This is a genomic window from Paenibacillus sp. FSL P2-0136, from assembly GCF_037975325.1.
GTDB lineage: Bacteria > Bacillota > Bacilli > Paenibacillales > Paenibacillaceae > Paenibacillus_AQ > Paenibacillus_AQ silagei.
This window is the reverse complement of the sequence record NZ_CP150244.1, coordinates 6,432,432-6,457,011: the sequence shown is the minus strand read 5'-3', so window position 1 is coordinate 6,457,011 and position 24,580 is coordinate 6,432,432. Positions and strand designations below refer to the sequence as shown.

Annotated in this window: 26 protein-coding genes; 22 read left to right on the top strand and 4 right to left on the bottom strand. The window is 49.5% G+C overall.

Features of this window, described 5'->3' with window-relative positions; genetic code table 11:
- Positions 1-61: 61 nt before the first annotated feature.
- The gene (locus tag NYE26_RS27460) at positions 62-955 is read right to left on the bottom strand and encodes an ImmA/IrrE family metallo-endopeptidase (RefSeq protein ID WP_339251597.1); all 894 of its coding nucleotides are present in this window, start codon (positions 953-955) and stop codon (positions 62-64) included.
- Between the two features lie 86 nt (positions 956-1,041).
- Positions 1,042-1,440, bottom strand: a complete 399-nt coding sequence (locus NYE26_RS27455; RefSeq protein WP_339251595.1) for a helix-turn-helix transcriptional regulator — start codon at positions 1,438-1,440, stop codon at positions 1,042-1,044.
- A gap of 250 nt (positions 1,441-1,690) precedes the next feature.
- On the opposite strand from NYE26_RS27455, the gene NYE26_RS27450 reads away from it, so the two are divergent.
- From NYE26_RS27450 to NYE26_RS27355, 20 genes are all read left to right on the top strand, one after another.
- On the top strand, positions 1,691-2,164 hold the full coding sequence (locus tag NYE26_RS27450; RefSeq protein WP_036721921.1) for a sigma factor-like helix-turn-helix DNA-binding protein: 474 nt from the start codon (positions 1,691-1,693) through the stop codon (positions 2,162-2,164).
- A gap of 97 nt (positions 2,165-2,261) precedes the next feature.
- Complete coding sequence (locus tag NYE26_RS27445) at positions 2,262-2,684, top strand: hypothetical protein (protein WP_339251593.1); 423 nt, start codon at positions 2,262-2,264, stop codon at positions 2,682-2,684.
- Positions 2,681-2,953, top strand: a complete 273-nt coding sequence (locus NYE26_RS27440) for a hypothetical protein (RefSeq protein ID WP_339251591.1) — start codon at positions 2,681-2,683, stop codon at positions 2,951-2,953. Before NYE26_RS27445 ends, NYE26_RS27440 begins: the two co-directional genes overlap by 4 nt.
- Positions 2,954-2,956: 3 nt before the next feature.
- A complete protein-coding gene (locus tag NYE26_RS27435; protein WP_339251590.1) occupies positions 2,957-4,402 on the top strand; it encodes a phage tail sheath family protein in 1,446 nt (481 codons plus the stop codon).
- 14 nt (positions 4,403-4,416) lie between these two features.
- Positions 4,417-4,935: a phage major tail tube protein gene (locus NYE26_RS27430; protein ID WP_209878874.1), complete on the top strand. Its 519-nt coding sequence runs from the start codon at positions 4,417-4,419 to the stop codon at positions 4,933-4,935.
- 12 nt (positions 4,936-4,947) lie between these two features.
- On the top strand, positions 4,948-5,268 hold the full coding sequence (locus NYE26_RS27425) for a phage tail assembly protein (protein ID WP_051477757.1): 321 nt from the start codon (positions 4,948-4,950) through the stop codon (positions 5,266-5,268).
- Between the two features lie 149 nt (positions 5,269-5,417).
- Positions 5,418-8,393: a phage tail tape measure protein gene (locus tag NYE26_RS27420; protein ID WP_339251587.1), complete on the top strand. Its 2,976-nt coding sequence runs from the start codon at positions 5,418-5,420 to the stop codon at positions 8,391-8,393.
- The gene (locus NYE26_RS27415) at positions 8,390-8,590 is read left to right on the top strand and encodes a tail protein X (RefSeq protein ID WP_209878878.1); all 201 of its coding nucleotides are present in this window, start codon (positions 8,390-8,392) and stop codon (positions 8,588-8,590) included. Before NYE26_RS27420 ends, NYE26_RS27415 begins: the two co-directional genes overlap by 4 nt.
- A 15-nt stretch (positions 8,591-8,605) precedes the next feature.
- A complete protein-coding gene (locus NYE26_RS27410) occupies positions 8,606-9,628 on the top strand; it encodes a contractile injection system protein, VgrG/Pvc8 family (protein WP_339257639.1) in 1,023 nt (340 codons plus the stop codon).
- Positions 9,629-10,045 (top strand): phage baseplate assembly protein V, encoded by a 417-nt coding sequence (locus NYE26_RS27405; protein ID WP_209878882.1) that lies wholly within the window; start codon positions 9,629-9,631, stop codon positions 10,043-10,045.
- A complete protein-coding gene (locus NYE26_RS27400; protein ID WP_339251583.1) occupies positions 10,042-10,482 on the top strand; it encodes a phage tail protein in 441 nt (146 codons plus the stop codon). Before NYE26_RS27405 ends, NYE26_RS27400 begins: the two co-directional genes overlap by 4 nt.
- Entirely contained in the window at positions 10,479-10,808 is a 330-nt protein-coding gene (locus tag NYE26_RS27395; protein WP_339251581.1) for a GPW/gp25 family protein, read from the top strand. Before NYE26_RS27400 ends, NYE26_RS27395 begins: the two co-directional genes overlap by 4 nt.
- 3 nt (positions 10,809-10,811) lie before the next feature.
- Positions 10,812-11,939 carry a baseplate J/gp47 family protein gene (locus NYE26_RS27390; RefSeq protein ID WP_339251579.1) on the top strand — a complete coding sequence of 376 codons (1,128 nt, stop codon included), beginning with the start codon at positions 10,812-10,814 and terminating at the stop codon, positions 11,937-11,939.
- Complete coding sequence (locus NYE26_RS27385) at positions 11,932-12,483, top strand: phage tail protein I (protein ID WP_036721785.1); 552 nt, start codon at positions 11,932-11,934, stop codon at positions 12,481-12,483. Before NYE26_RS27390 ends, NYE26_RS27385 begins: the two co-directional genes overlap by 8 nt.
- A gap of 12 nt (positions 12,484-12,495) precedes the next feature.
- Entirely contained in the window at positions 12,496-16,038 is a 3,543-nt protein-coding gene (locus tag NYE26_RS27380; RefSeq protein WP_339251576.1) for a hypothetical protein, read from the top strand.
- Between the two features lie 386 nt (positions 16,039-16,424).
- Positions 16,425-16,943: a hypothetical protein gene (locus NYE26_RS27375; RefSeq protein WP_339251574.1), complete on the top strand. Its 519-nt coding sequence runs from the start codon at positions 16,425-16,427 to the stop codon at positions 16,941-16,943.
- Between the two features lie 295 nt (positions 16,944-17,238).
- The gene (locus NYE26_RS27370; protein ID WP_036721783.1) at positions 17,239-17,931 is read left to right on the top strand and encodes a phosphoadenylyl-sulfate reductase; all 693 of its coding nucleotides are present in this window, start codon (positions 17,239-17,241) and stop codon (positions 17,929-17,931) included.
- Between the two features lie 127 nt (positions 17,932-18,058).
- Positions 18,059-19,234 carry a sulfate adenylyltransferase gene (sat, locus tag NYE26_RS27365; RefSeq protein WP_339251572.1) on the top strand — a complete coding sequence of 392 codons (1,176 nt, stop codon included), beginning with the start codon at positions 18,059-18,061 and terminating at the stop codon, positions 19,232-19,234.
- 71 nt (positions 19,235-19,305) lie between these two features.
- Positions 19,306-20,052, top strand: coding sequence for an N-acetylmuramoyl-L-alanine amidase CwlD (cwlD, locus tag NYE26_RS27360; RefSeq protein WP_339251570.1), 747 nt, complete (start codon positions 19,306-19,308; stop codon positions 20,050-20,052).
- Between the two features lie 95 nt (positions 20,053-20,147).
- Positions 20,148-21,257: an Mrp/NBP35 family ATP-binding protein gene (locus NYE26_RS27355; protein ID WP_036721776.1), complete on the top strand. Its 1,110-nt coding sequence runs from the start codon at positions 20,148-20,150 to the stop codon at positions 21,255-21,257.
- A gap of 83 nt (positions 21,258-21,340) precedes the next feature.
- Here NYE26_RS27355 and gerD read toward each other — a convergent pair whose 3' ends face one another.
- Positions 21,341-22,045: a spore germination lipoprotein GerD gene (gene gerD, locus NYE26_RS27350; RefSeq protein WP_036721773.1), complete on the bottom strand. Its 705-nt coding sequence runs from the start codon at positions 22,043-22,045 to the stop codon at positions 21,341-21,343.
- Positions 22,046-22,172: 127 nt separating this feature from the next.
- On the opposite strand from gerD, the gene NYE26_RS27345 reads away from it, so the two are divergent.
- Together NYE26_RS27345 and NYE26_RS27340 are read left to right on the top strand one after the other, a co-directional pair.
- Complete coding sequence (locus NYE26_RS27345; protein ID WP_036721907.1) at positions 22,173-22,769, top strand: KinB-signaling pathway activation protein; 597 nt, start codon at positions 22,173-22,175, stop codon at positions 22,767-22,769.
- A 128-nt stretch (positions 22,770-22,897) separates the two neighbouring features.
- Entirely contained in the window at positions 22,898-23,719 is an 822-nt protein-coding gene (locus NYE26_RS27340; protein WP_036721770.1) for a PPK2 family polyphosphate kinase, read from the top strand.
- A 21-nt stretch (positions 23,720-23,740) separates the two neighbouring features.
- Here the strand turns inward: NYE26_RS27340 and pdaB are convergent, their stop codons facing one another.
- Positions 23,741-24,544: a polysaccharide deacetylase family sporulation protein PdaB gene (gene pdaB, locus NYE26_RS27335; RefSeq protein ID WP_036721768.1), complete on the bottom strand. Its 804-nt coding sequence runs from the start codon at positions 24,542-24,544 to the stop codon at positions 23,741-23,743.
- Positions 24,545-24,580: the final 36 nt, after the last annotated feature.

The following is a 24,580-nucleotide window of genomic DNA, read 5'->3' as shown; positions in this document are numbered from 1 at the left end:
CTTGTTTTCAAGGAAAAGAAGCTCCTGGCCTATTGGCCGGGAGCTTTGTTTTTGTTACCCCTCACAAAAATCTTCGCACCGTACTCTGATCCGCTTCAAAGATCTGTTCAATATCTCTCATTTGGAGTACAAAGTTTCGTTTGGATGAACCATACCGGTGTACAAGCTGGTGAAGCTGTAAGGTAAGCTGTCCATCGAAGCAGATCAGATCTCCCCTTGCGGCTGGCGCAAGTTCGAAATTCCTCAGGGCATCCAGCTCAATTTCGTGAAACCTCTCCTCTAAAGGAATCCTCCATTCAGTTCGTGTAGATAACGTGTGTTGATCAAGACAGACAATAAGCTGATCGGGGCCATCCAAAGTGCTGTGAGGATCATAATAGGCAAAGACTGCTGGTTGATCCGAAGCTTGGCACCATTCCTCTTCAGCTTGATAAAAGGCATACGGATGCTCTTTTCTCTTCTTAGGCCACATTTCTCCTTCATACTCCCGACGTAAGATTTGATCAAACCGGATTTTGGCCATATCTATGGGTACACCAAAGAGCTCTGAAATCTGCTGAACTGCAATAGAATATTCATTGGATAAACTGTACGTTTGGAGCATAAAAAAGGGCATCGTGGCATAAAGAACGAATTTCTCGGCATCCTCCTCCTGCGCTTTGATGAAGGGGACAGGCATTACCGTCTGATTGCCAGCGTGTCTCAGGATGTGGCATAGCTCATGCAGAAAATCAAACCGCTGCTTCATAGGAGAATTCCGATTATCCAGAAGTATATAACGTACACCTAATGAGGACTCATAGGCACGGCTTGTCATCGGCGCATAATTAACAAGCACATCAAACTCCTCTGAAAGCTTAGGAATCGTGATGTCCTCTGGCTGCAGAATCGAATGTGTTATGTAAAGGTCCTCCACGAAATGCTCCAAATGTGTTTTTGTATAATGAATAAACATAATAAACCTCCAAAATAGAATGTATGTTCGCATATATGGATATGCGGAATCAGCCCGTTGGCTGAAACCACGATTTGTTCTACTTTTTAATTGCTGTCTGAAGAATCGGCTTTTTTCTTTTCTTGGTCTTTGATAAATTGCCAGAAGGTTAACATTTCCCGCTTGCGCTCATCCGGTGCATCCAGATAATCCTTGAAAAATAGCCCATGCTCCGGATTGTTTAAAAAAGCTTCAAACTCAGACAACTCAGATAATGATGAAGACGAAGTGTCTTCTGCGCCTCTATTGGCCAGACGATCCAGTTCTTCGGTAGTGATACCTAAAGCACGGCAAACCTTAAGAACATTATCAACAGAAGCTCCTCCGACACCCCGCATTAGTATGGACCTCAGCGTAGTATAAGGAATTCCTGCCTTCTCTGAAAAAGCCTTGGTGTTCAGGCCGGTTTCCTCAATTAATCGCTTTAAGACTTCAGCCCGTTGCACACGCAGTCCTCCTCAAAATCATCAGTGTATACGCTACTTCGTATTCTTAAGTTTATTGTAAAAGGTTTGAATTCAAATGTAAATATGCATTTTCGTATTATTTCGGGTATAAGGCTTGACGTAATGCGAAATTGAGCATAGTATGATTTAGAAATACGAAATTGAGTATATTTAAATCTATTTTCGATAAGGGGGAATTAACATGTGGTGTATAGAGCAGGAGGATTTGGAACTTCTGGATTCGAATTGTGTGCAAAAACTGCTTCCGGAATATCAAATTTCTTTAAAGAGTGTAGAGCAATTATACAGAAATGCAGATGCGGATGATAAGAAGGTAATCGCCGGAATGGTCAGTGACTGCAAATATGTTATTGAGTGGCTGAGCAGCGGCCGGCGGCCGGGGAACAAGCGGGGGATTGAACGGCGTGCAGGGTATGAACGGGAAATTCTTTTAGAACCTGTGCGTATGCAGAACTTTACCGCCGGGTTCAATGCGGTCCCTTCTGAAGGACTCACTGAGGATCAATGTTTTCAATTGGAATATGTATTGGGGCTGTTAAGCAGAAGGGAGCGGGAGTGCTATATGCTGGCTAACGGTGAAGGATTCTCGCATGTTGCTATTGCTGGAATGCTCATGATTTCGGCAGGCAGCGTAAGTGAGTACATCCAGCGGGCACAAAAAAAGATCAGCTCCGTAATGGAGGAGTATAGGTCCCTTATCTGACAAAGTGAGCTTATTATAAATAATTAAATGGGTTTGTCTAGTGAAAGCCCCTAATAAATAGAAGGGAGGTTAACCAACGTAAATAAGGAGGGCGACAGTGACCATTACATTATTAATTTTGGCCATTCAAAAGTTTCTGCAAAAGGAGTTGGCTGATGATACGCAGCCCGTGCCCCCAGTGCAGCTTGGATATCTTTCACCGAATACAAGCGTAAATCCGGTATATCCGGTAATTATGATTCGGCCTGCTGAGGGTGAAGGAGATTCTGGCCAAGGGCAAATTCAAATGAAGCTTCAATTTGGTACTTATTCTGAAGATGATACAGGCCTGGTTGAGCTGCTTAATCTGATGGAGCGGGTACGTATCCTGCTATTACGCCAGAGAGTTCTTGAGCAGAAATTCAGTTTGGACGCCAGTTGGACATGGAAGCTTGACGAAGAGCACCCTTCAGAAGTGTGGAGGGGCGAACTTACAACAACCTGGGCATTGCCCCAAATTCGACAGGAGGTAGTATTGTGAATTCTATTGAAAATGAAGACCAGAAACAAACCCAGCGGGAGACGATCCGGATTTATCTGGGGCCTAACCTACGTGGCGGCCAACTGCTGCAATCCACCGTATTCCGTTCAGGCATTCCATCCTATTTAACGCCGTTAATGGCTGAACAGCCGGATGTGGCTGAACTGATTGTACCGGTCGAGGAAATGACCACAGTGCAGGAGCGCATCCTTCAAACGGGTACCGCTGAATATACAGTCTATCAAAAGCTTCTTGGGAAGGGGATTTAATCAATGGCATTTAAACATGGTGTAAGCATTATTGAGCAGTCGACTTCGGTTCTGGCTCCGGCTAAAGCAACAAGCGGGATTCCCTTTGCAGTAGGGACAGCTCCGGTTCATCTGGCGGCGGCAGCTGTACCCGTTAATACTCCCGTGCTTGTGAATAACTACGCGGAAGCCGTTGCGGCTCTAGGATATAGTGAAGACTGGTCAAAATACACGCTGAGTGAGTTAGTATATTCTCATTTTGCCTTGTACGAGAGAGCTCCCATGATCCTGGTCAATGTGCTTGACCCGGCTGTCCATAAGACAACGGTTGCCCCTGCGGTGGTGACTGTCAGTAATCGGCTGGCAACCGTACAAGCCGAAGGAGTGATGCTGCCGACACTGATTGTTAAATCTTCAGATGGTACCTCTACTTATGTATCCGGTAAGGATTACACAGCTGCTTTCGATGAGAATGGACAAGTACTGATTACTACGAAGTCTTCTGGGTCTATTGCTGCCAATGCAGATCAGCTATCCGTCGGATATGACAAGCTGAATCCCGGTGCTGTAGAAGCTGAGGATATCATCGGGGGCGTAACCGCTTCGGGTGAATACACTGGTTTTGAACTGATTCATCAGGCTTACCCGCGTTTCGGGATCCTTCCGGATCTGCTGCTGGCCCCGGGCTGGTCGCATTTGCCTGCGGTTGCCGCAGTGATGAAGGCGAAGGCCGGAAATATTAACGGGAATTTCAAAGCGATTGCCCTGACGGATATTGATCCATCCCGATCATATACAGATGCCGGTACTTGGAAAGCTAACAATAGCTACACGGGTGCTCTGCAAATTGCCGCCTATCCGATGCTGACGCTTGGGGATAAAAAATATCATTTCTCCACTCAGCTTGCCGGCCTTATTGCTGCGGCGGATGCCGATAATGGCGGTATCCCTTTTGTATCGCCTTCAAATAAGCCTCTGAAAGCGGATGGTACTACACTATCTGATGGGACAAGCCAATTCCTCGGAATTGACCAGGCCAGCTTCCTGAATAGTGCAGGCATTGTAACAGCACTTAATTTGGGAACAAGCGGCTGGAAGAGCTGGGGGAACAACACCGCTGTGTATCCGGGCGTAACCGATCCTAAAGATAGCTTTATTCCGGTCCGCCGGATGTTCAACTGGATCGGAAACAGTCTCATTCTGACCTATATGCAGAAGGTGGATGACCCGATGAACAAACGGCTGGTAGCTGCGGTTACGGATTCAGTCAATATCTGGCTGAACGGCCTGACAGCATCGGGGGCTCTGTTGGGCGGTCGGGTAGAATTCAATGAATCCGAGAATCCGGTGACAGATCTGATGGCCGGTAAAATTACATTCCATCTGCATCTTACGCCGCCTGGACCGGCACAGGAGATTTCCTTCCTGCTTGAATACGACACAACATACTTGGCTGCGCTGGTAGCGTAGAAGGAGGAGCAATAATGCCAAAAAGATCAGAACGGGTTATTGATTATTCGGTGTACTTGAATGCCGTCGATTATTTGGGAACAGCAACCGCGACTCTGCCGGAAATTACTTACCTGGTAGATACCATCAAAGGGGGCGGGATTGCCGGAGAAATGGCGGCGCCTTCTCCAGGGTATACGGGAGCGATGAGTCTGGCGCTTAAATGGCGCACGATTGAGAGTGCAGCAGCCTCTCTACTGGCACCGAAGGTCCACACGTTGGATCTGCGTGCTTCCATTCAGACCTTCGATACCGCGACAAGTGAATACCGCGAGGTGCCGTTTAAGGTTACTGTCCGGGCGAGACCGCTCGGCTTGACACTCGGTAATCTGGAGACTGGAGCAGCAATGGATACTACCAACAACTTCTCGGTTAACTATCTGAAGGTCACCCTGGATGGTGTTCAGGTACTGGAAATTGATAAGTATAACTACATTCATAAAGTATACGAAGTGGATTACCTTGCGGCTACTAAACAGAATCTTGGTCTATAAGGAGAGAGCACGATGGGAACAAAAGAATTGGAGGAGACCGGAGCGGAAGTATACACTTTCGCCCGGCCCGTCAACTTTGAGGGCGATACGTTTGAAAGCCTGAGTATTGATTTTGATAAGTTAACCGGCGAGGACATTCTCACCTGTGACCGGCAGTATCAGATGGAATCTGCCCGTCAATCTGGCGGGGAATTGATTAAAGAGACCAATAAAGCTTATCAGGCTTATATTGTGGCCAGGGCTGCTGGTGTTCATGTGGGGCTGATCAAAGCTCTGCCCGCTAAGGATTTCACAAAACTTACCTTACAGGCACAAAGTTTTTTGCTGCTGTAGGCTGCGGAGACGGCGATGGGATCAAAGACATCGCCGTCTCTTTGGCCATGCTTACCCACACTCCAATCCCCTATTTTCTCAGCCTGCCTGTTGAGGAACTGGGGGATTGGGCAGAGCGGGTGGCGAGAATTAAAGGAGGGAGGTAACTTATGGCAGGTTCAGGTTCAGGCAATCCAAGCAGCATCAGTGAGCTTATTGTCCGGTTGAATGTATTGGTGAATCCAAATGTTCCCCGCTCTGTCGAGGAAGTGGAACAGCAAATTAAGGATTTGGAAGACGTGCTTAAGCAGCTGGCCAGGGCGGGCTACTTCGATCAACTGCGCGGAGATGCTGAGGACGCTGGCGACGAAGCCGAACAACTTGGTGACAAACTTAAGGCTGCTTTCGAAAAAGTGGATTTCTCCATGCTAACTAAAGCGGTTGAACCCCTAAAAGCCGTATGGACGGCTGTGAATGATTCTGCCGGGGCAATGGCGCAGCTTCAGGCATCAACCGGATTAACCGCCGCTGAAATGAGCGGAATGAAAGAAATCTCCGATAACCTGTACAGTCAGAATTACGGTAAAAACTTCGAAGATATCGGTGAGGCGGTTGGAACGGTGCAGCAAGTTCTGGGCCAAACCGGAGATGAGCTGGAGAAGACCACCCAGACGGCTATGACGTATCGCGATGTTTTTAAGGGGGATATATCAGACTCTGTACAAGCCGTTGATGCGATGATGCAAAAGTTCGGCATCTCTTCAGAGCAGGCCTATAATCTGATGGCCCAAGGTGCGCAGAAGGGGATGAACACATCCGGCGGGCTTCTAAGTGCCGTAGAGAAGTATAGCGCTGACTTCAAGAAGATGGGATATTCTGCTGACGAGATGTTTGAGTTGTTGAGCTCTGGCATGGACAATGGTGGGGATTCCCTTGAAGGTCTTGCCGGGGTTGTGAAGAAATTCAGCTCAACAGTGAAAGAGGGCTCAGATTCCACAAAGGCCGCCGTCTATGAGCTGTTTGCACCTGAGCAGCTGAACCAATTCAGTGCTGCACTTGTAAGCGGCGGAACGAAGTCGAAAGAATTCGGCGAATTGGTGAAAGTGGCCGGGAAGAATGGAGCTGTTGCCCTGGTCAAGGATTTGAAGGCGGGCGGAGACTCGGCGAGCAAGGCCATGCTTCAACTGCGCAAGACAATGGGCAGCGGGGATGAAATCTTCAAAGGGCTGGCAGACGGGTCTATGACCGGTAAGGATGCCATGAATCAGGTGATTGGCAAATTAAAAGCAATTAAAGATCCGGTTCATCAAGCGGCCCTTGCCAGCGCTATATTCGGGGCTCAGTTTGAGGAAATCGGAAACAAAGCGGTGTTGTCGCTGGGCCAGACGCGGCATCAGTTTGATATGACCCGGCAGACGATGGATGAAGTGTCTGCGATTAAGGACAATACGCTAACCGAGCAGTTTGCAGCCATAGGGCGGGAGTTGATGTCCGGTCTTGTGGTTCCTCTGGGAGAGAGCGTGATGCCGGCGCTTCAGGGGCTGACTAGCTGGGCGTCAGACAACAAACAAGCATTGATGGTCATCGGTCTTGCAGCGCCTACCGCAGTATTGGCTACCAAGACTGTGAAGATTGTTCAGGAATTCTCCAAGATCATCAATGCGGCCCGAGGAGCCAGTGGAGCGGCTGGAGGATTTGCCGGTGTGCTGGGATTGCTGACGAATCCCGTAGGGCTTGCTGTTGCCGGTGTCGGGCTTGTTACAGCCGGTGTCATCGCCTTCAAAAAGCATCAGGAGGATGCGCGCCAGGAGCTTTTGAATATGGGGGATGCGCTGGATGAGTCCTATGCCAATTATGCTGGGATTGAGGAGGCCAGTGCCAGAACCAAGGATCTAATTACTGAACATGACCGGTTGGAGAAGAAACTTAAGGATGCAAAAACACCTGCTGCCGAATTGTTAGAAGCCAGACGAAAGCAGAAGCTAGTCGAGCAGGAACTTATCGATATGAATCCGAATATTCTGTCTGCAGAAGGCTCAAAGAATGATAAGTTCAAAGAACAGATAGGTCTTGTCGGAGATATTGCTAAAGCCAAGGAAGAAATGGGCCGTCGTGAACTAGAACATGATGCTCTTACTGCACAAGCGAAATTGCCTGAATTGGAGAATGATTATTCAGAGCTAACTCAGGACCTCAAGAAACAAACTGCTTCTTATGAAAAGAACAAGGTGAAGTATAGAGATTACGTTCAACTTCAGGCGGAATACACGAAAATTGATTTAAGTGACTTAAGTAGTGATCAGAAAATCGAACAATTTTCTGCCTTTAGAACGAAAGCTAGTCAAGTCACTGGGAAAGATTACACAAATCCAACAGGGTTGTTAGATTTCCAAGATGATTTTAGTAAGCTAGAAAAGTCCTTTGATAAAGATAATACCAAAATTAAGAAAACACAAAGTGAAATAACCGAAGCTGAAAACAGCTTTATTTCCTACTATAACTCGCAAAAGAAATTGATTGAGCTTGATCTCGGCGGTACCTTGCAAGAGCAAGCGGCCAAGTACAAGGATATGTCTGCTGCTGAACAAGCACAATTCAATCAAGCCATGACTGATATGATGAATCTTAATGCTGAGGTTGATAAACTGCCTGCTGATAAGAGGGTAAATGTGCAAATCCTTTGGGAGCAAACCGGACAGGTTCCAAACTGGAAACTTACGGACGAAGAGTGGGGTGAAGTTCACAAGTCCATAAAAACTGATGGTACGCCTAATTCGCGTACTAAAGCTGGTCGAAAAGCGAATTACTTGGCGCAACATGATCCGGGTTTTGAGGGTTATGCTGAAGGCGGTATCGCATACGTGCCCTCTATTTTTGGTGAGGCTGGCCCTGAAATTGCTATTCCCTTAAACCGCAAGCCCCGGTCGAGGTCTTTGCTTGAGAAGGCAAATGATTTAATGGGGTATAATAATAATTCTGTTAACAATGGGGATATCCATGTAACTTGGGCGCCTAGTGTAACCCTTCAGGGTGGCGATAAATCTGTAGCTGAACAGGTACGGGAGGCTTTAAGGCAGTCTGAGGACGGATTCGAACGCCGGTTCAAGTCGATGCTAGTGCAACAGAGGCGGGTGAGCTTCCAATGATCTATAGAACGGTACAAGGCGATATGTGGGATGGGATTGCTTTTAAAATCTATGGAGATGCCCGTTTCCTAACGCTGCTCCTGAATGCTAATCCGGCACATGCTGCTGTCAGTGTATTCTCAGGCAATATTGTACTGAATGTACCGGAGCTGCCCTCCGACATATCCAGCTCATTACCTCCTTGGCGAAGGGAGTGAAGGCACGTGGAACTTATGCAGGATGCACGCAGAGCGGTACTCGAGCTGCGCTATAACGGAAAGGACGTTACACAGGATATCACTAAATCGCTGACAGACTTTCAGTATAATGATGCTGCCTCGGGTTCATTAGATGATCTTACAGTTACGCTTGAGGATAGGGAGCGCAATTGGCAGGGGCCTTGGTCACCGGTTGAAGGCGATCAATTGGTTGCTGCGATACGGACGGTCAACTGGGACAAGCCGGGTGAAGTCAAGAAGCTGCCGCTGGGCACCTTTGAGGTAGACAGTATTGATTTTAGCGGTCCTCCTGACACGATCTCAATTAAGGCGGTCTCGCTTCCCGTGACCTCCGAGGTTCGGATGCAGCGCAGCTCACGCAGCTGGGAGAAAACCAATCTGAAAACAGTAGCCGCCCAAGTGGCCAAACGCGCGAAGCTCAAATTAATCTACGAGGCACAGGACAACCCCTCTTATGATCGGCTGGAGCAGTCGGAGGTGTCGGACTTGGCCTTTTTGCTGAACACAGCTACGCAAGAAGGTATCGCAATTAAAGTATCATCTGGAAGCCTGGTGCTTTTTGATGAACAGGAATATGAACAAAAAGAAGTGGTGGCCACAATTGTGCGCGGGGAGGCCAATGTGACAGATTACAGCTTCACTTACAATACTGCCTATGCAGCTTTCCGGGCATGTACAGTGACGTATACTCCATCACAGGGCAAAGAGTCCTTGAAGGCCACGTATACCCCTCAAGGCGCGCCTAAGAGCGGTCCAATTCTTAAGATTAATGAACAGGTCGACTCGCAAGCAGATGCTATGCGGCTGGCCCGTAAAAGGCTCCGGGAAAAGAATAAAGAGGGCGGCAAAGGTACTCTCTCGCTTATGGGAGATCTAAGGATGGCCGCAGGACTCACGATTAATATCAAAGGCTGGAAGCGGTTTGACGGTAAATACATTATTGAATCGGCAAGGCACTCAATTGGAAGCAGCGGATATACAACCAGTCTGGACATTCGTAAAGTATTGGGGTGGTGAATGGTGATACTTATTGGCAGGGTATCTACAGCTAATCTGGCAGCCGGAAGTGTCAGGGTTACTTTTGCAGACCGTGATGATATGGTTTCCGGCGAGTTACCGGTTCTAACACCGGGCGGCTGGGGAAAAGGCAATGCAGTACCGTTGCCGGGAGAGCGGGTCGTGTGTGCTTTTTTGAATCATGCGCGTTCCGGTGGCATCTGTTTGGGAACCTATTTTGCGGATGACGGTCAGCCTTCCGGAACCCAGGATCAGCGGGGAGTATGGTTTGAGGATGGCAGCTATGTCTATTATGACCGTATAGCCCAAAAGCTGAATGTTAAGGCAAGCGGCGGGGTGAGGATCGAGGGAGACTTAACGGTTACCGGCAAAGTGTCTGCCAGTGCATTTCATGATGGAGGAGGCAGAACCGGATGAGCGATAAGGGCAGCAAAGACCAGAAGCAAGATTATAAGATGAATAAAATTGGCAGTCTAGGCCCGGTGGTCTTTGTCGTTGCGGAAGGCGCCATTCGTACCATAGATGAATTCAAACGCAGAAGCTCCAGCCGGTGGGCGCAGCATGACATTATCGGCAAGAAGCCCAAGAAGGAATTTCTGGGACCGGGCGCAGATTCGGTTTCATTCTCGGTTCATTTCTCGGCGGCGCTTGGCCTTAATCCGCGCAAAGAGCTTGACAGGCTTACCGAGCTGGACCGTGCCGGCAAGGCGATGCCGTTAATCATAGGACGCAAGAATGTCGGGGTTGGGCTATGGGTGATCAGCAGTCTGTCGCAGGATTGGAACAGGCTGGATAGCATCGGCAATGTGCTGGACGCACAGGTCACGATCTCGCTTGAGGAGTATGTGAAATGATGTATACCATTGATATGACTCAGCCTAGCCTGATTGATTTTAGCCCGGTAACAGTAGCAGAGGAAGTGGCTCAGAATATAAGGATGATCCTGGCTACTCCGCTTGGGAGCGCACCGTTGGCCCGTGGAGTTGGTCTGGACTACTCGATTATTGATGAACCGGCATACATCGCTGAATCCCGCCTGACGGCAGCGATCATCACAGCCATTACAGAGCAGGAGCCGCGCGCAATCGTGGCCGATATTTCTTTTCACAAGGATATAGAAGAACAGCTTACAGGCAGCTTGGCCGTTGTATTGAAATATAGCCTGGCAGAGGAGGAGTAGGAATTGGAATATGCTGAATTACCGGATATCCGCTTTTCGGAGGAGGATGCAGCAGCCATACAGCAGAATGTCATCACTGTATATGAAGGCCTTGCCGGACGCACTCTACAGCCTGCCGATCCGGTGCGGCTTTTTTTGTCTTCGCTCGCAGCGGTGATTATCCAGCAAAAGGTGCTGATCAATCAGACAGCCAAAGGAAATTTACTGCGGTATGCCTCCGGAACATTATTGGATCACATGGGGGCTTTTCAAGGATCGAAGCGATTGGAAGCATCAGCGGCAATCGTTACGCTCCAGTTTGTTTTATCCATCCCGCTAGCATCAGCAACCTCGATACCAGCAGGGACACGCGTCGGAGTACAGGGCGGGAAGGGTTCGATATATTTTATAACCATGGAGTACTTGGAGATTCCTCCGGGAGAGACTGCGGGAATGATCATGGCAAAATGCTCCGAATCGGGGACAACAGGGAACGGCTTCTTGCCCGGGCAGATTAATGTTCAAATGGACCCGCTGCCTTTTGTCCAGTCGGTAACGAATCTGACCACCAGCTCTGGCGGCGCTGCTGCTGAGACGGATGAAGCCTTCAAGGAACGTATCCGCCATGCGCCGGAATCGTACTCAACGGCCGGGCCTCAGGGAGCATATGAATTCTGGGCCAAGTCCGCTTCCTCGGCAATTAAGGATGTTCATGCCTTCTCTCCGGCGCCCGGGCGTGTAACCGTGGTTCCGTTACTGGCAGAGGGGGAGATTCCAAACGAGGATGTCCTGAATTCTATTGCTGAGACTTTGGAAGACCGGGGAATCCGGCCGCTGACCGATCTGGTAACTGTGAGTGCGCCGCAGCCTGTCAGTTATAATACTGCGCTGACCTATTATATTAGCCGCAGCCGGGCTGCTGAGGTTCCGGGTATCCAGGCGTCAGTATCGGCAGCTGTTGCTGCTTATCAGCTATGGCAGCGCTCCAAGCTTGGCCGGGATATCAACCCGTCAGAGCTAATATCCCGTGTTATGGCTGCTGGTGCACTAAGGGTGACGGTAACAGAGCCCGTGTATAAAACCATGTCCGCAACCCAAGTGGCTTTGGCCGGCACAACGGCACTGACTTACGGGGGGCTGGCAGATGATTAATATCCAGACTTTAAGCCTGATCGAGCTGCTGCCGCTTCCTATTCGTAAGGACCCTGCCATGGCTGCGGCTGCGGCTGCGTTAGATATACAGTTGCAAGAGACAACCGCTATGATCGCCGGTCTGAATATATTCGGCCGGTCCGCTGAATGGACGGATGAGGAAACGGATGAACTGGCCTGGCAATTCAAGCCGCCGTATTATGATCCGGCTCTGCCTGTGGAACAGAAGCGTCTGCTGATTCAAAATGCAATTCCTTTTCACAGACACAAAGGGACTGCCAGTGCAGTAGAAGATTTGATCGCCATCCTGTTTGGCCAGGGGGCAGTCGAAGAATGGTGGCAATATGGAGGAGACCCTTATCATTTCCGGGTAGTCACCAACAATGCGGATGTGACTGCTGCACGGGCTCAGGAATTCATTGCCGCTGTCGATGCGGTTAAGAGGTTGTCTGCTGTACTGGATAGCGTCACTATTTCGCAAGCGGAGCCGCTGCCTCTTTATATGGGCGGCTTTTTACATTTCGGGGAACATATTCAGATTTAGGGAGGGAATCATGTGGCAGTATTTGGAGGCATGACATTAACGAATAAAGGTCTTGTGCTGCAGGGGAAGGCCCAGGCGGGAACGCAACTCAATTATACCAGGATCGCGATTGGCGACGGATCGCTTAGCGGACAATCGGTACCCGCGCTTAATACACTGATATCTCTCAAGAAAAGCTTGCCGATTGCCCGTCTTCAGATGCAACCGCCGAACAAAGTGATTATCGGCACGACACTCTCCAACGCCGATGTCACTACAGGCTTTTATTTCCGGGAGGTTGGGGTATTTGCTCAAGATCCGGATGCCGGAGAGATTTTGTACGCCTATGCCAATGCCGGAGTGACAGCGGATTATATCGCGCCGGGCGGCGGCACGGATATCATTGAGAAGGCTTTTGACTGCGTTGTTGTTGTTGGGATGGCGGCCAATATTACAGGGAGCATTGATGACTCACTGATTTTTGCATTACAAAAGGATCTGGACACCGTTTCAGCGTCGAAGGTTGACAAAATATCCGGCAAAGGGCTGTCCGCCAATGATTACACCACGGCTGAGAAGAATAAGCTGGCCGGGATCACCGCAGGAGCAGGCGGGGCAGGCACTGCCACGGATGCGGTTATTGGAAACCGGACGATCTCAGATACGACAGCGCCAACAGGAGACAGCGGCACTGTAACGAATCTGCTGGGCTGGCTGGCAAACATGGTCAAATCCATTACAGGTAAGTCTTCCTGGCGGACTGCACCGGCCACAACACTGGAGGCTGCAAAAGCACATGCAGATGATGCCACACGGCATATCACCTCAGCGGAGCGTACGGCCTGGAATGCCAAAGAGACAACAGCAGGAGCGCAGGCGAAGGCAGACGCGGCTCAGGCTGCTGCAGCAACGGACGCAACCTCGAAAGCGAACGCTGCCCAGGCAGCGGCTGCGACGGATGCTGCGGCTAAGGCAAATACCGTCCAGGCCAATTTAACTAGCCATACCGGAAATACAACAGTTCATATCACCGCAGCAGAGCGGACGGTGTGGAACGCCAAAGCATCTACGGCTACGGTCACGACCAGCACACCAGGATTGATGGCAGCAGCAGATAAGGCAAAGCTGGATGGAGTGGCCGCCGGGGCCAACAACTACACACATCCAGCTGCACATCCGCCGTCTATCATTGTGCAAGATGTGAATAACCGATTTGTTACTGATGCAGAAAAAAATACATGGAATGCTAAAGCATCGACTGCAACCGCAACCGCCAGCACTGCTGGTCTCATGTCTGCTGCTGACAAAACGTTGCTGAATAATAACACAGGATTTGGTACCACGGCTGGCATAGCCACTGCATACACCATTACTCTGAGCCCAGCACCGACAGCGTTAGTGGCAGGACTAAAGTTTAGTTTCATATCACATATTGAGAGCGGAGCTAATCCTACCTTAAACCTTAATGCGCTGGGAGCCAAACCCATCAAAAAGCCGAAAGGTAACGCTGCCACGCTTGCGCTGAACGGAGTATACACCGTTGTGTATGATGGAACGGCTTTTCAATTACAGGGTGAAGGGGGTGAATACGGAACAGCAACCGCAGCGGATGTGCGAAAGGGGACAACGATTGGTACTGAGAACGGGTTAATACATGGGGCATTATCCTTATCTCCACCCGGCATAGATTGGACATTTAGAACTATACCTTTCGCAAGTAGTGGCAATTCTGTTTGTTACGGAAATGGATTGTTCGTTTCAGTCTCATATGGTGGTGAAGTCCTCTCTTCTACTGATGGGATTACATGGACACATCAAGCGGATATCGGAAACCTTTGGGATGATGTATGTTATGAAAATGGCATATTTGTTGCGTTAGGTTCTTCTAAAGTGGCCGTCTCAGTTGATGGAATGGTCTGGAAAATCGTAAATACTCCAGAGGAAATGTCGGACATGACGTCCATTTGCTACGGAAATGGACTATTCGTCGCGTCTAGGGGCATAAGTTCGACTTCAAGAAGATACATGTTCATGACTTCTCCTGACGGTATCGTATGGACTTTTAGATTAGAAGATCAAAGTAATATAGTTACCTCTGTTTGTTATGGTAACGGAGTATTTGTTGCTGTCTGCCGTCAATCTTTTAAAAACCAGTTTGTTCTTACTTCTCCAGATGGCATCAATTGGACATATAGAAATGGCCATGATTCATCCTGGCAGAGTGTTTGTTATGGGAATGGATTGTTCGTCGCTGTAGGTGATACTACTGGAAAAAGCATTATGACCTCTCGTGACGGTATTACATGGACGGTCAGATCTAGTCCACTGAAAAGGCCGTCAAGTGTTTGTTTCGGAAATGGACTGTTCGTCGCGGTGGACACATATGAGGACCAAGTGATGACTTCTTCTAACGGTTTTACATGGACTTTGAGAGATAAACCTACTGCACCTAATACTGATTTTAGGATATGGTATTCTATTTGTTATGGTAATGGCAGGTTTGTGGCTGTCGGAGGCCAGTCTTATATATTGACCTCTGGTACAGATGAAAGTATAAGCAATTATATTGTTCCTATGGATAAATTTAAGGAAGATATATCCCACGCTCTTGTAGAGGTGGGGTCCCGTTCATCTACTCCAATGGACACAAATGCACTATTTAATAATAATATACGAGCATTTCCCATGATTAGAGCAGGGGCAATGTGGGTGACTAGATCAAATACTTTAACTACTTCTTGGAAATCCGTGTGTTACGGAAACGGGATATTCGTTGCGGTGGGTAATGGGCAAACAGGTGCTGTCATGACTTCTCCTGACGGAATTAATTGGACGGCAAGGTTGGGCGCTCAAAGCAATGACTGGCGCTCTGTGTGTTACGGAAATGGATTATTTATTGCCGTTGGATCAGGGATAATCATGACATCCCTAGACGGGATCAACTGGGTCTCTCGAACTGCGGCTAATATCAATACTACTTGGAGATCTGTCACATACGGCAACGGATTATTTGTTGCTGTTGGTAGTCCGTATGGCAGCGACGTGCATACAGGCAATGTTATGACTTCCGCAGACGGTATAAATTGGACTATGCAAACACTTAATACTAAGGATGAAGCATGGTGCTCAGTTTGCTATGGGAAGGGCATATTTGTTGCAATTAACTATACCAATGGAGATTTCGGTGCCATGACATCAGAGGATGGTATTAGTTGGATGAACAGCTATACCCAGTCAGCGTCTGTTATTGACTGGCGCTCTGTTTGCTACGGGGATGGGTTATTTGTTGCTGTGGGACCAGGCATAATTATGACTTCTGATGATGGAATTGGATGGATATCGAGGCAAGCAGGAATTAATAACAGATGGGAATCAGTATGTTATGGAAATGGGCTGTTCGTTGTTGTATGTAAATCAGGCAATGATAGTTGTGTCATGACTTCACCTGACGGAATCAAATGGACGTCAAGATCAGGCGCTTCAAACAATGACTGGCTCTCTGTATGTTACGGTAATGGTACATTCGTCGCCGTTTCTACTGAGCGTGTTACCATGGATTCTCATATAGTATATTGAGTATTTAGCGCCCATTAGGCGTTTTTATTTTTGCCCTCGGATCCCCGGGGGCTATTTGATTTTAGGGAGAGGGGAGCGGGGGAAAGGATAGCAATGATGTGTAAAATATTGAGAAATTGCTTCCACTTGCAGACAAGTATGGTTCGGCCTATTGTAGCACTGATTCTGCTGATCATTGTTATTACACTAGTTCGATCCATTGTAAGGGGGAGCCTGGTGCCGCGTGAGCTGCTGGATCGATCTGAATAAGACCGGGATAGGCTGCAAGCGATTCTGGATAAAGAGTGTTCCGATTTCATGGCACCGACGTTGGAAGTGCTGCAGAGACTCAAAATTGACCATACTGCCGCAAACGGCAGTGATGAAGATAGGGGAGGATAACCGTGTTGAGCCAATGGATCAAACGACTATTCCCCTGTTACCGCGCCAACGAGAGAGAAGTGCTTCAAGCATCGGGTAGGATTACGGTCTCCATTCGCCGTTATAAGGATACCTCCAAGGAAATTCAGGAGGAGATCAGAAACAACGGATTTGCGGAATTTTTAATTTATGATCGGGGTGCAGACAATGGGGGCACTGATATCGTGCTGTTAATTGCATATGGTATTTCATTCGTATGTGCGCTGCTGCTGATGGCCGCGCTTTTTTTATATTTCCGGAAAAGGTTTCGGGTGCGAGCAGGCAGCCTGTTCATGCTGGCAATATTCCTTTTCCTGGGTGCTTATACTGTTAAAATGGCTATTGCCTTTTGGATAAGGGTTTCGAACATCTCTGGTGGAGATGCTGTGAATACTACACTGAAGTCTATGTCCTGGGCAGTGGCTCAAACTGGCACCACACTAGGCTTGGTGAAAGGGAGGAGAACCGCGATGTTGACGCTTGAACAGATAGAGCTTAAATCATAGTTCCGGTTAGATTGATTGTACCTCCGGCAACAGTTATGACTTTTATAGGGTGATGACAATTCTGCACCGAGCAAAACCATACAGTAAAATTCCTTCCCGCTAGAACGGTAGGACCATTTTTGTTCCGCAAAGTTATCAATTTAATCCTCTCCCATCCCTCCATCCAAAACTTTCGCCCAAAATGGATAAAACTGTTGTGCATCCGCCCCACATGCCTTATAATATTCCATATAAGAATAGTTGGAATTAGCGGAAGCCAGATGTTTTATGAAATATCCGGATGGAGGAAACTAAGATGAACCTGCTCGAGAAAGAGGATTTAATCAAAGTGAAAGCGGAAGAGCTGGAGAATGCTTCTCCCGAGGAGATTATCCGCTGGGCGGTAGAGACCTTTCCGAATATAACCTTTGCCTGCAGCTTCGGGGCGGAGGATGTAGTGCTGGTGGATATGATCCAGAAGGTGAGTCCTTCGACAGATGTGTTCTATTTAGATACGGATTATCATTTCAAGGAAACCTATGAGACTAGAGATATTATGGCTGATAAGTACGGGATGGAATTCGTCCGGGTGTCTCCGCAGATTACGGTGGAGGAGCAGGCCTTGCAGTATGGGGAGGCCCTATGGAATACTGACCCTAACCAGTGCTGCGCAATCCGCAAGGTGGAGCCGCTGACCCGTATTCTCTCACAATACGACGCTTGGATTACCGGGATTCGCCGGGACCAAGCCCCTACCCGGGCCAATGCGAAGAAGATAGAATATGATAATAAGTTCGGGCTGGTCAAGTTCAATCCGATTGCGAACTGGACTACAGAGGATGTGTGGAATTATATCCGCGAGAATGATGTAGTCTACAATCCGCTGCATGACCGCAATTTCCCGAGTATCGGCTGTGAGCAATGCACCCGGGCTGTTATGCCTGGTGAAGATCCGCGTGCCGGCAGATGGTCCGGTTCGGACAAAACAGAATGCGGACTACACAAATAAGACACGCCTAAATAAATATCGCTCAGATATGATCACTAATTTATCCGCACTTATTTACCCGCACGCACTAAGTTACCAGCACTCTATACAGCACTACACAGGCATTGCACAGGAGGAGAGAACAGGGATGACTTCAATACTTCCTCACGGAGGAACGCTGATCCGGCGCATCGCAGACGGAGAAGAGAGAGAAGAACTGCTGAAGCAAGCTTCAGGCCATCAATCGATTGCCCTCAATACATGGACCTTATCTGATTTGGATTTAATTGGTGTAGGTGCCTTCTCGCCGCTCACCGGATTCCTGAACGAAGAGGATTATCACTCGGTAGTAAGCAAGATGCGCCTGGCTAACGGAACCGTATGGAGTATACCGGTTACGCTGGCTATAGGTGACGAGCAGGCAGCGACTCTTGCAATAGGCGACAGAGTGGCACTCAAAGGCGAACACGATGATATCATCTACGGTTTACTGGATATCGAGAGCATCTACGCAGTAGACCAACAGGTTGAGGCGCACAATGTGTTCAAAACAACCGATCCCGCGCATCCCGGAGTCAGTAAGCTGCTGTCCCGGCCGGCAACCTATGTAGGCGGACCTATAACGGTGCTGAACCGCCCGCAGCCGGAGAAGTTCGCTGAATTCTATTTTGACCCCGCCGAGACCCGCCGGATCTTCGCCGATAAGGGCTGGAGAACGGTTGTAGGCTTCCAGACGCGTAACCCGGTACATCGTGCCCATGAGTATATCCAGAAATGCGCTATGGAGGTTGTAGACGCTCTGTTCCTCAATCCCCTGGTTGGTGAGACCAAGTCGGATGATGTTCCGGCCAACGTGCGGATGAAGAGTTATCTGGCCTTACTGGAGAATTATTATCCGGAGAACCGTACCTTCCTTGGCGTCTTCCCGGCAGCGATGCGTTATGCAGGCCCCCGTGAAGCCATCTTCCATGCCATGGTGCGCAAGAATTACGGCTGTACACACTTCATTGTCGGGCGTGATCATGCGGGTGTTGGTGATTATTACGGCACGTATGAAGCGCAGGAGATCTTTGCGAACTTCACCGCCGAGGAACTGGGCATCACGCCTCTGTTCTTCGAGCACAGCTTCTTCTGCGTGAAGTGCGGCAATATGGCCTCCAGCAAAACCTGCCCGCATCCGTCTGACCAGCACTTGACTCTCTCCGGTACGAAGGTACGTGCGCTGCTGCGTGACGGACAGTGTCCGCCTCCTGAATTCACTCGCCCTGAGGTGGCGCAGATTCTGATTGAAGGTATGTCACCGGAAGTCTCTGTAAACTCCTGACAGCCAGTACTATTTGGCCCTCTTGTCCCATATAGATGAGTAGAATCTATCGGGACGAGGGGGTCTTTGTTATGTCTGGAGGGCAGAAGCATAAAGTCTCGGTCTGGATCTCTTGGCGCGGCATCAAAAAAGGTATCCTGGGCGCTGTGCTGCTCACTATAATGATCGGAATCATCGCCTACGACATGCCGACTGCCAAGACGGTCAATTATTGGAGCCTGCCGCTCTCCGGCAAGGTGATTGCCATTGATGCAGGTCATGGGGGACCGGACGGGGGAGCAGTGAGCCGCTCAGGCCTGATTGAGAAGGATATCAATCTCTCTGTGTCGCTGTACTTGCGCGATTATCTGCAGCAGGCTGGGGCGATTGTGGTGATGACCCGTGAAGGCGATTATGATCTGGCCCAGGACAGCACCAAGGGGTACGCAAGACGCAAGACGGAGGATCTGAAGCAGCGGGTGCGGAGCATTGAAGAGAAGGGCGCCGATCTGTTTGTCAGCGTACATATGAACAGTATTCCCTCCAACCGCTGGAGCGGGGCGCAGACCTTCTATTATCCAAGCAGCGAGAGGAACAAGGCCTTGGCCGGGCTGGTTCAGGATGAGCTGAGAGCTACACTTGAGAATACGGACCGCGTGGCGAAGACGGCGAATACCATTTATTTGTTAAAAGTGTTAAAGATGCCGTCCGTGCTCGTTGAGGTAGGCTTCCTGTCACATCCTCAGGAGTCCTTGCTCCTAGGGGATGATCTGTATCAGCGGAAAGTGGCAACCAGCATCTACCAGGGCATCCTGCGGTACAGCTCCGAGCAGCCATAGCGGCATAGGGTGGGACTACTCTTCCCTCCGGGGGTAATGCTATAATAGGTACAAATACCGGGGCTTACCGCCGGATAGGAACAGAGGTGCTTTCCATGCAGACCAGGGAACAAATTCAGGAACTTTTACAGCCGCTTACAGACCCGGAATCCGGAAAAAGCCTGATCGAACTACAGTTAATCCGCGATATCATGATCAAAGAGGACCGTATTTCGTTATCCATCGTATGTCTGGATTCGGATGAGAAGAAGCGGATGGAGCTGGAGCAGCAGGTACGTGACCTGCTTACGGCGGGCGGGGCAGAACAGATTCATATCCGCCTGCGTGATGCCACCGATTATGAACGGGCTATGCTTCGCGGAGAGGGCAGCGGGGACGAGCCGGATTCAGATGAAGGGGAGAAGCTCAAAGGACACGCAGCAGGCCTTGAGGGGCATGAGCTGATTAACGAGAACTCAGGGGTGAACTTCATCGCGATCGCCAGCGGCAAGGGCGGGGTCGGGAAATCAACAGTAACCGTGAATCTGGCCGTGGCACTGGCCCGTAAGGGCAAGAGAGTCGGCCTGATCGATGCAGATATTTACGGCTTCAGTATCCCGGACATGATGGGAATTGAAGAAGGGCCGATCGTGGAAGAAGGAACGATTATTCCGGTAGAACGCTTCGGCGTCAAGGTCATGTCGATGGGCTTCTTCATCCGAGAGAATAGTCCGGTGATCTGGAGAGGACCGATGCTTGGCAAAATGCTGCGCCAGTTCTTCGCCGATGTCGGCTGGGGGGAACTCGATTACCTGCTGCTGGATCTGCCTCCAGGTACGGGCGATGTGGCCCTTGATGTCCACCAGATGCTGCCGCACAGCAAGGAGATCATTGTCACTACCCCTCATGCTACAGCTGCCTTTGTGGCAGCGAGAGCAGGCTCTATGGCTCTGCAGACCGAGCATGAGATTCTTGGCGTCATTGAGAATATGGCGTACTACGAATGCTCCTCCTGCGGCAAAAAGGATTACATCTTCGGCAGAGGCGGCGGAGCCCGTCTGGCGGAAACGCTGCATACAGAGCTGCTGGCCCAGGTGCCGCTGGGTGCCCCGGACAACCATATTTCCGAGCCGGACTTTTCACCGTCAGTATATAAGGCGGATACGGCTACCGGAATATTGTTTGCAGACATTGCAGACAAGCTGATTGCCAAGTACGAGCAATAATCATCCTTGGCTTTGCCATGCACATAAACAAATAAGGCCATGTCCCATCCACGGGGCAAGGCCTTATTTTAAAATATAAGAGGTTAAGAACCCGAACCGGAATCGTCTCCGCCTTCCTGCTTCTGGCTGTCACCGCCCTGCTTGTCCTCCCCGCCGCTGCCGCCTTTACCCCCATCCTTTTTCTCAACCTTAGGCTGCAGTTCATCCTGGACCACGGATTTGAGAAGCGTAAGTACTTCCATTCGGAATAGCGGGTTCTGCATAGCCTCCTGCATAATCGTCATGGACTGCTTGCGGTAATCCGGAGTCTTCGTAAGATCGAGGAACATTTTCGTCATTTCGGGCGACTTCATAATTTCTCCAACCGACTTCTGATAAGTGGGGTCCTTGATCAATTGAAGATGAAGTTCCTTGCTCTGTTTATTAATCGCTTTGGCGAAATCGCCGGCAAACTGCGGATCAGTCATGATTTTTTCAATTTCCTTCTGATACTCCGGCGCGGTGAGGGTATCTTTAACAGCGAGCCGGATCTGCTCCGTGGTTTGCATAGGCATCATCTTCATGCTTAAGCCGCTGGCGGCGCTGCCCTCTTCTGAGCTTGGAGTAGACAAGGCCTCCTCTACAGCCTTTTTCCCTTCATCACTTTTCAATATATCGACAACCATCGTCTTCATTTCCTTATATCCGCCTTGTCCCGAAGAAGAACTGCTCTGTTCGCCCCCGCAGGCCGTCAAGGTGATTATCAAGCCAAGTGCCAAGCCTCCAGACCAGATAGCCCTCCATTTCATTGGCGCTGCCCTCCTTTATAGAATTACTGATTGTAGTATGCCGCGCCAGGGCACATTTATGTTGAAGCGGAATGGTTTTTTGACGGTAACCTTGGTAAAATAAATCTGACACGGGGAGGTGGAAGTACTGAGCTTGAGAAAATGGTTTTATTTGTTCTGGACCACGCTTTTGATCGGTGCAGGCGGGGCTGTCATTGCTGGACTTGCTCTGCAGATAGGGAATGGCGGTATACAATTTAAAGGCACTGCCGATCTTCTCCTGTACTCCCTCATTCTTTTGGGCTACGGAGTGCTTGTAAGCGTATACGCCCAGCTCGGATTTTTTGCATATCTGATCCTCAACTATACGGGCATCGGGGTGTTCCCGCGCAAGGCGTGGCGTTACATACAGCTGGTGCTGGCCGTGCTGGCGTTGTTTGAGCTGATGTTCCTGCGCACCTTTGTCAGCGGAGACCAGAGCGCCCGGACGGATTTGACGCTAGGCGTGGCAATTCTGTTCACTGCACTTATTGTATCTTGGGTCAAAATTCGCAGCACGAACGCGTCAGCCTGGGTCCCGACCTTTTTTTTCATGACAGCCATCACTATAGTGGAGATTATCGGTGTGCTGCGGATCGGCGTGGACAGCGCCACCATCTTTATTCTTGTACCGCTTATCGCCTGTAATGCCTTCCAGATTCTGATGCTGCACCGTGTACTGAAGCCGGCCACAATCGGACCATAGCAATCATGCTCAAAACCCCGCCCCTCTGTATACAACCAGGGAGGCGGGGTTTTGGCATTGCCTGTGGGGAGCGGTTAGAATGAAGATGAAGAGGTTAATCTTAAAGAACAGAGTGGAGGAGGGAATATATGAACATCAAGCGCTATATGATAAAAGACACCAGTGAAACACGCCTGAAGGACCTCGATCCTGATGAACGGGGAGACTTCAAATCCAAAGAAGAAGCCGAAGCCAAAATGGAGAAGCTGAAGGAACGGCTGGTCAAGCTGCAGGATATCCTTTTTGCACAGAAAAAGCATTCGCTGCTGGTCATCCTGCAAGGAATGGATTCAAGCGGTAAGGACGGAACCGTCAAACACATCTTCTCCGGCATCAATCCGCAGGGGTTCATCGTAACCAGCTTCAAGAAGCCTTCACTGGAGGAAGAAGCGCACGATTTCCTGTGGAGAGTTCATATGAAGACCCCGCCCAAAGGCTATATTGCCGCATTCAACCGTTCGCATTATGAGGATGTGCTGGTGCCCCGCGTGCATGGCAGTCTTAGCAAGGAGGATGCCAAGCGGCGGTTCCGCTACATCCGCCAGTTCGAGGAGATGCTGGCGGAAGAGGGAACGACGGTCATTAAGCTCTTTCTGCATATCTCCAAAGAGAAGCAGCTGGAGAAGATTAAGGAGCGGCTTGAAGATCCGGCGAAGCACTGGAAATTCGATGCCAGTGATCTGCAGGAACGCGAATACTGGGACGATTATCAAAAGGCGTATGAGGATGTTTTCCAGGAGAGCAGTATAGATAAGGCTCCGTGGTACTGGATTCCGGCGAATCACCGCTGGTACCGCAACTATCTGGCCCTGAAGATTGTGGTCAAAACGCTGGAGGGGCTTGACCTGAGCTACCCGAAGCTGAATACACCGACGCCTGATATCTCTCAGCTGATCTCACCGCGTCACTGATGCCATACACAGGTAAGGGAGTTACATTCCTGCAGCGTCTTCCAGGCCATTATTCAGCAAGGCGGAATCGCGGACTTCCTTACCGTTTGCACTGCTTTGGCTAATTAGCTCAGAGACGGTTACGAACTCATACCCCTGGCTGCGGAGCTTATCAATAATTTGAGGCAGGGCTTCATGTGTTTGTTTGCAGGAGTCGCTGGCATGCAGCAGCACAATATCCCCGGGATGGGCTTTGCTCGTTACACGGTTAACGATGTTATCCACACCGATGTTCTTCCAGTCCAGTGAGTCCGTGTCCCATTGAATGACTTTATAGCCGAGATCGGTGGCCACCTGCAGGACTCTTTTGTCAAAATCACCGTTAGGCATTCTGATCAGGTTGGGCTGAGAACCGGTTAGCTCCGTCAATACTGTATGGGCAGTACTGATCTGCGTGCGGATTTCATCATTGCTTAGCGTACTGTAGTTCACATGCTTGTGACCGTGGCTGCCAATCTCGAACCCGGCGTCTTTGATGCTTGTAACGATCTCAGGATGGGTTTTGCTCCAAGGTGAGGACAGGAAGAATGTCGCTTTATCCACCTTTTTGTCTTCCAGCACCTTCAGAATCGGCTCAGGCCGTTTCTCTCCCCAGCTGATATCGAAGGTTAAGGCGATCAGCTTCTTTTCCGTCGGCACACTGTAAATGGCAGAAGGGGCAGCTTCAGAGAATACGGTGATATTGCCCCTCTCCACATAGACAACGCCGGCGGTAAGAAGCGCAGCAGCAAAAATGTACAGGAACCGTTTGATCTTTTTGCCGCTAAATACATAAAAAGAATTCATAATGTCAGCGCTCCTCTCCCATGCGAAATGCTTGTT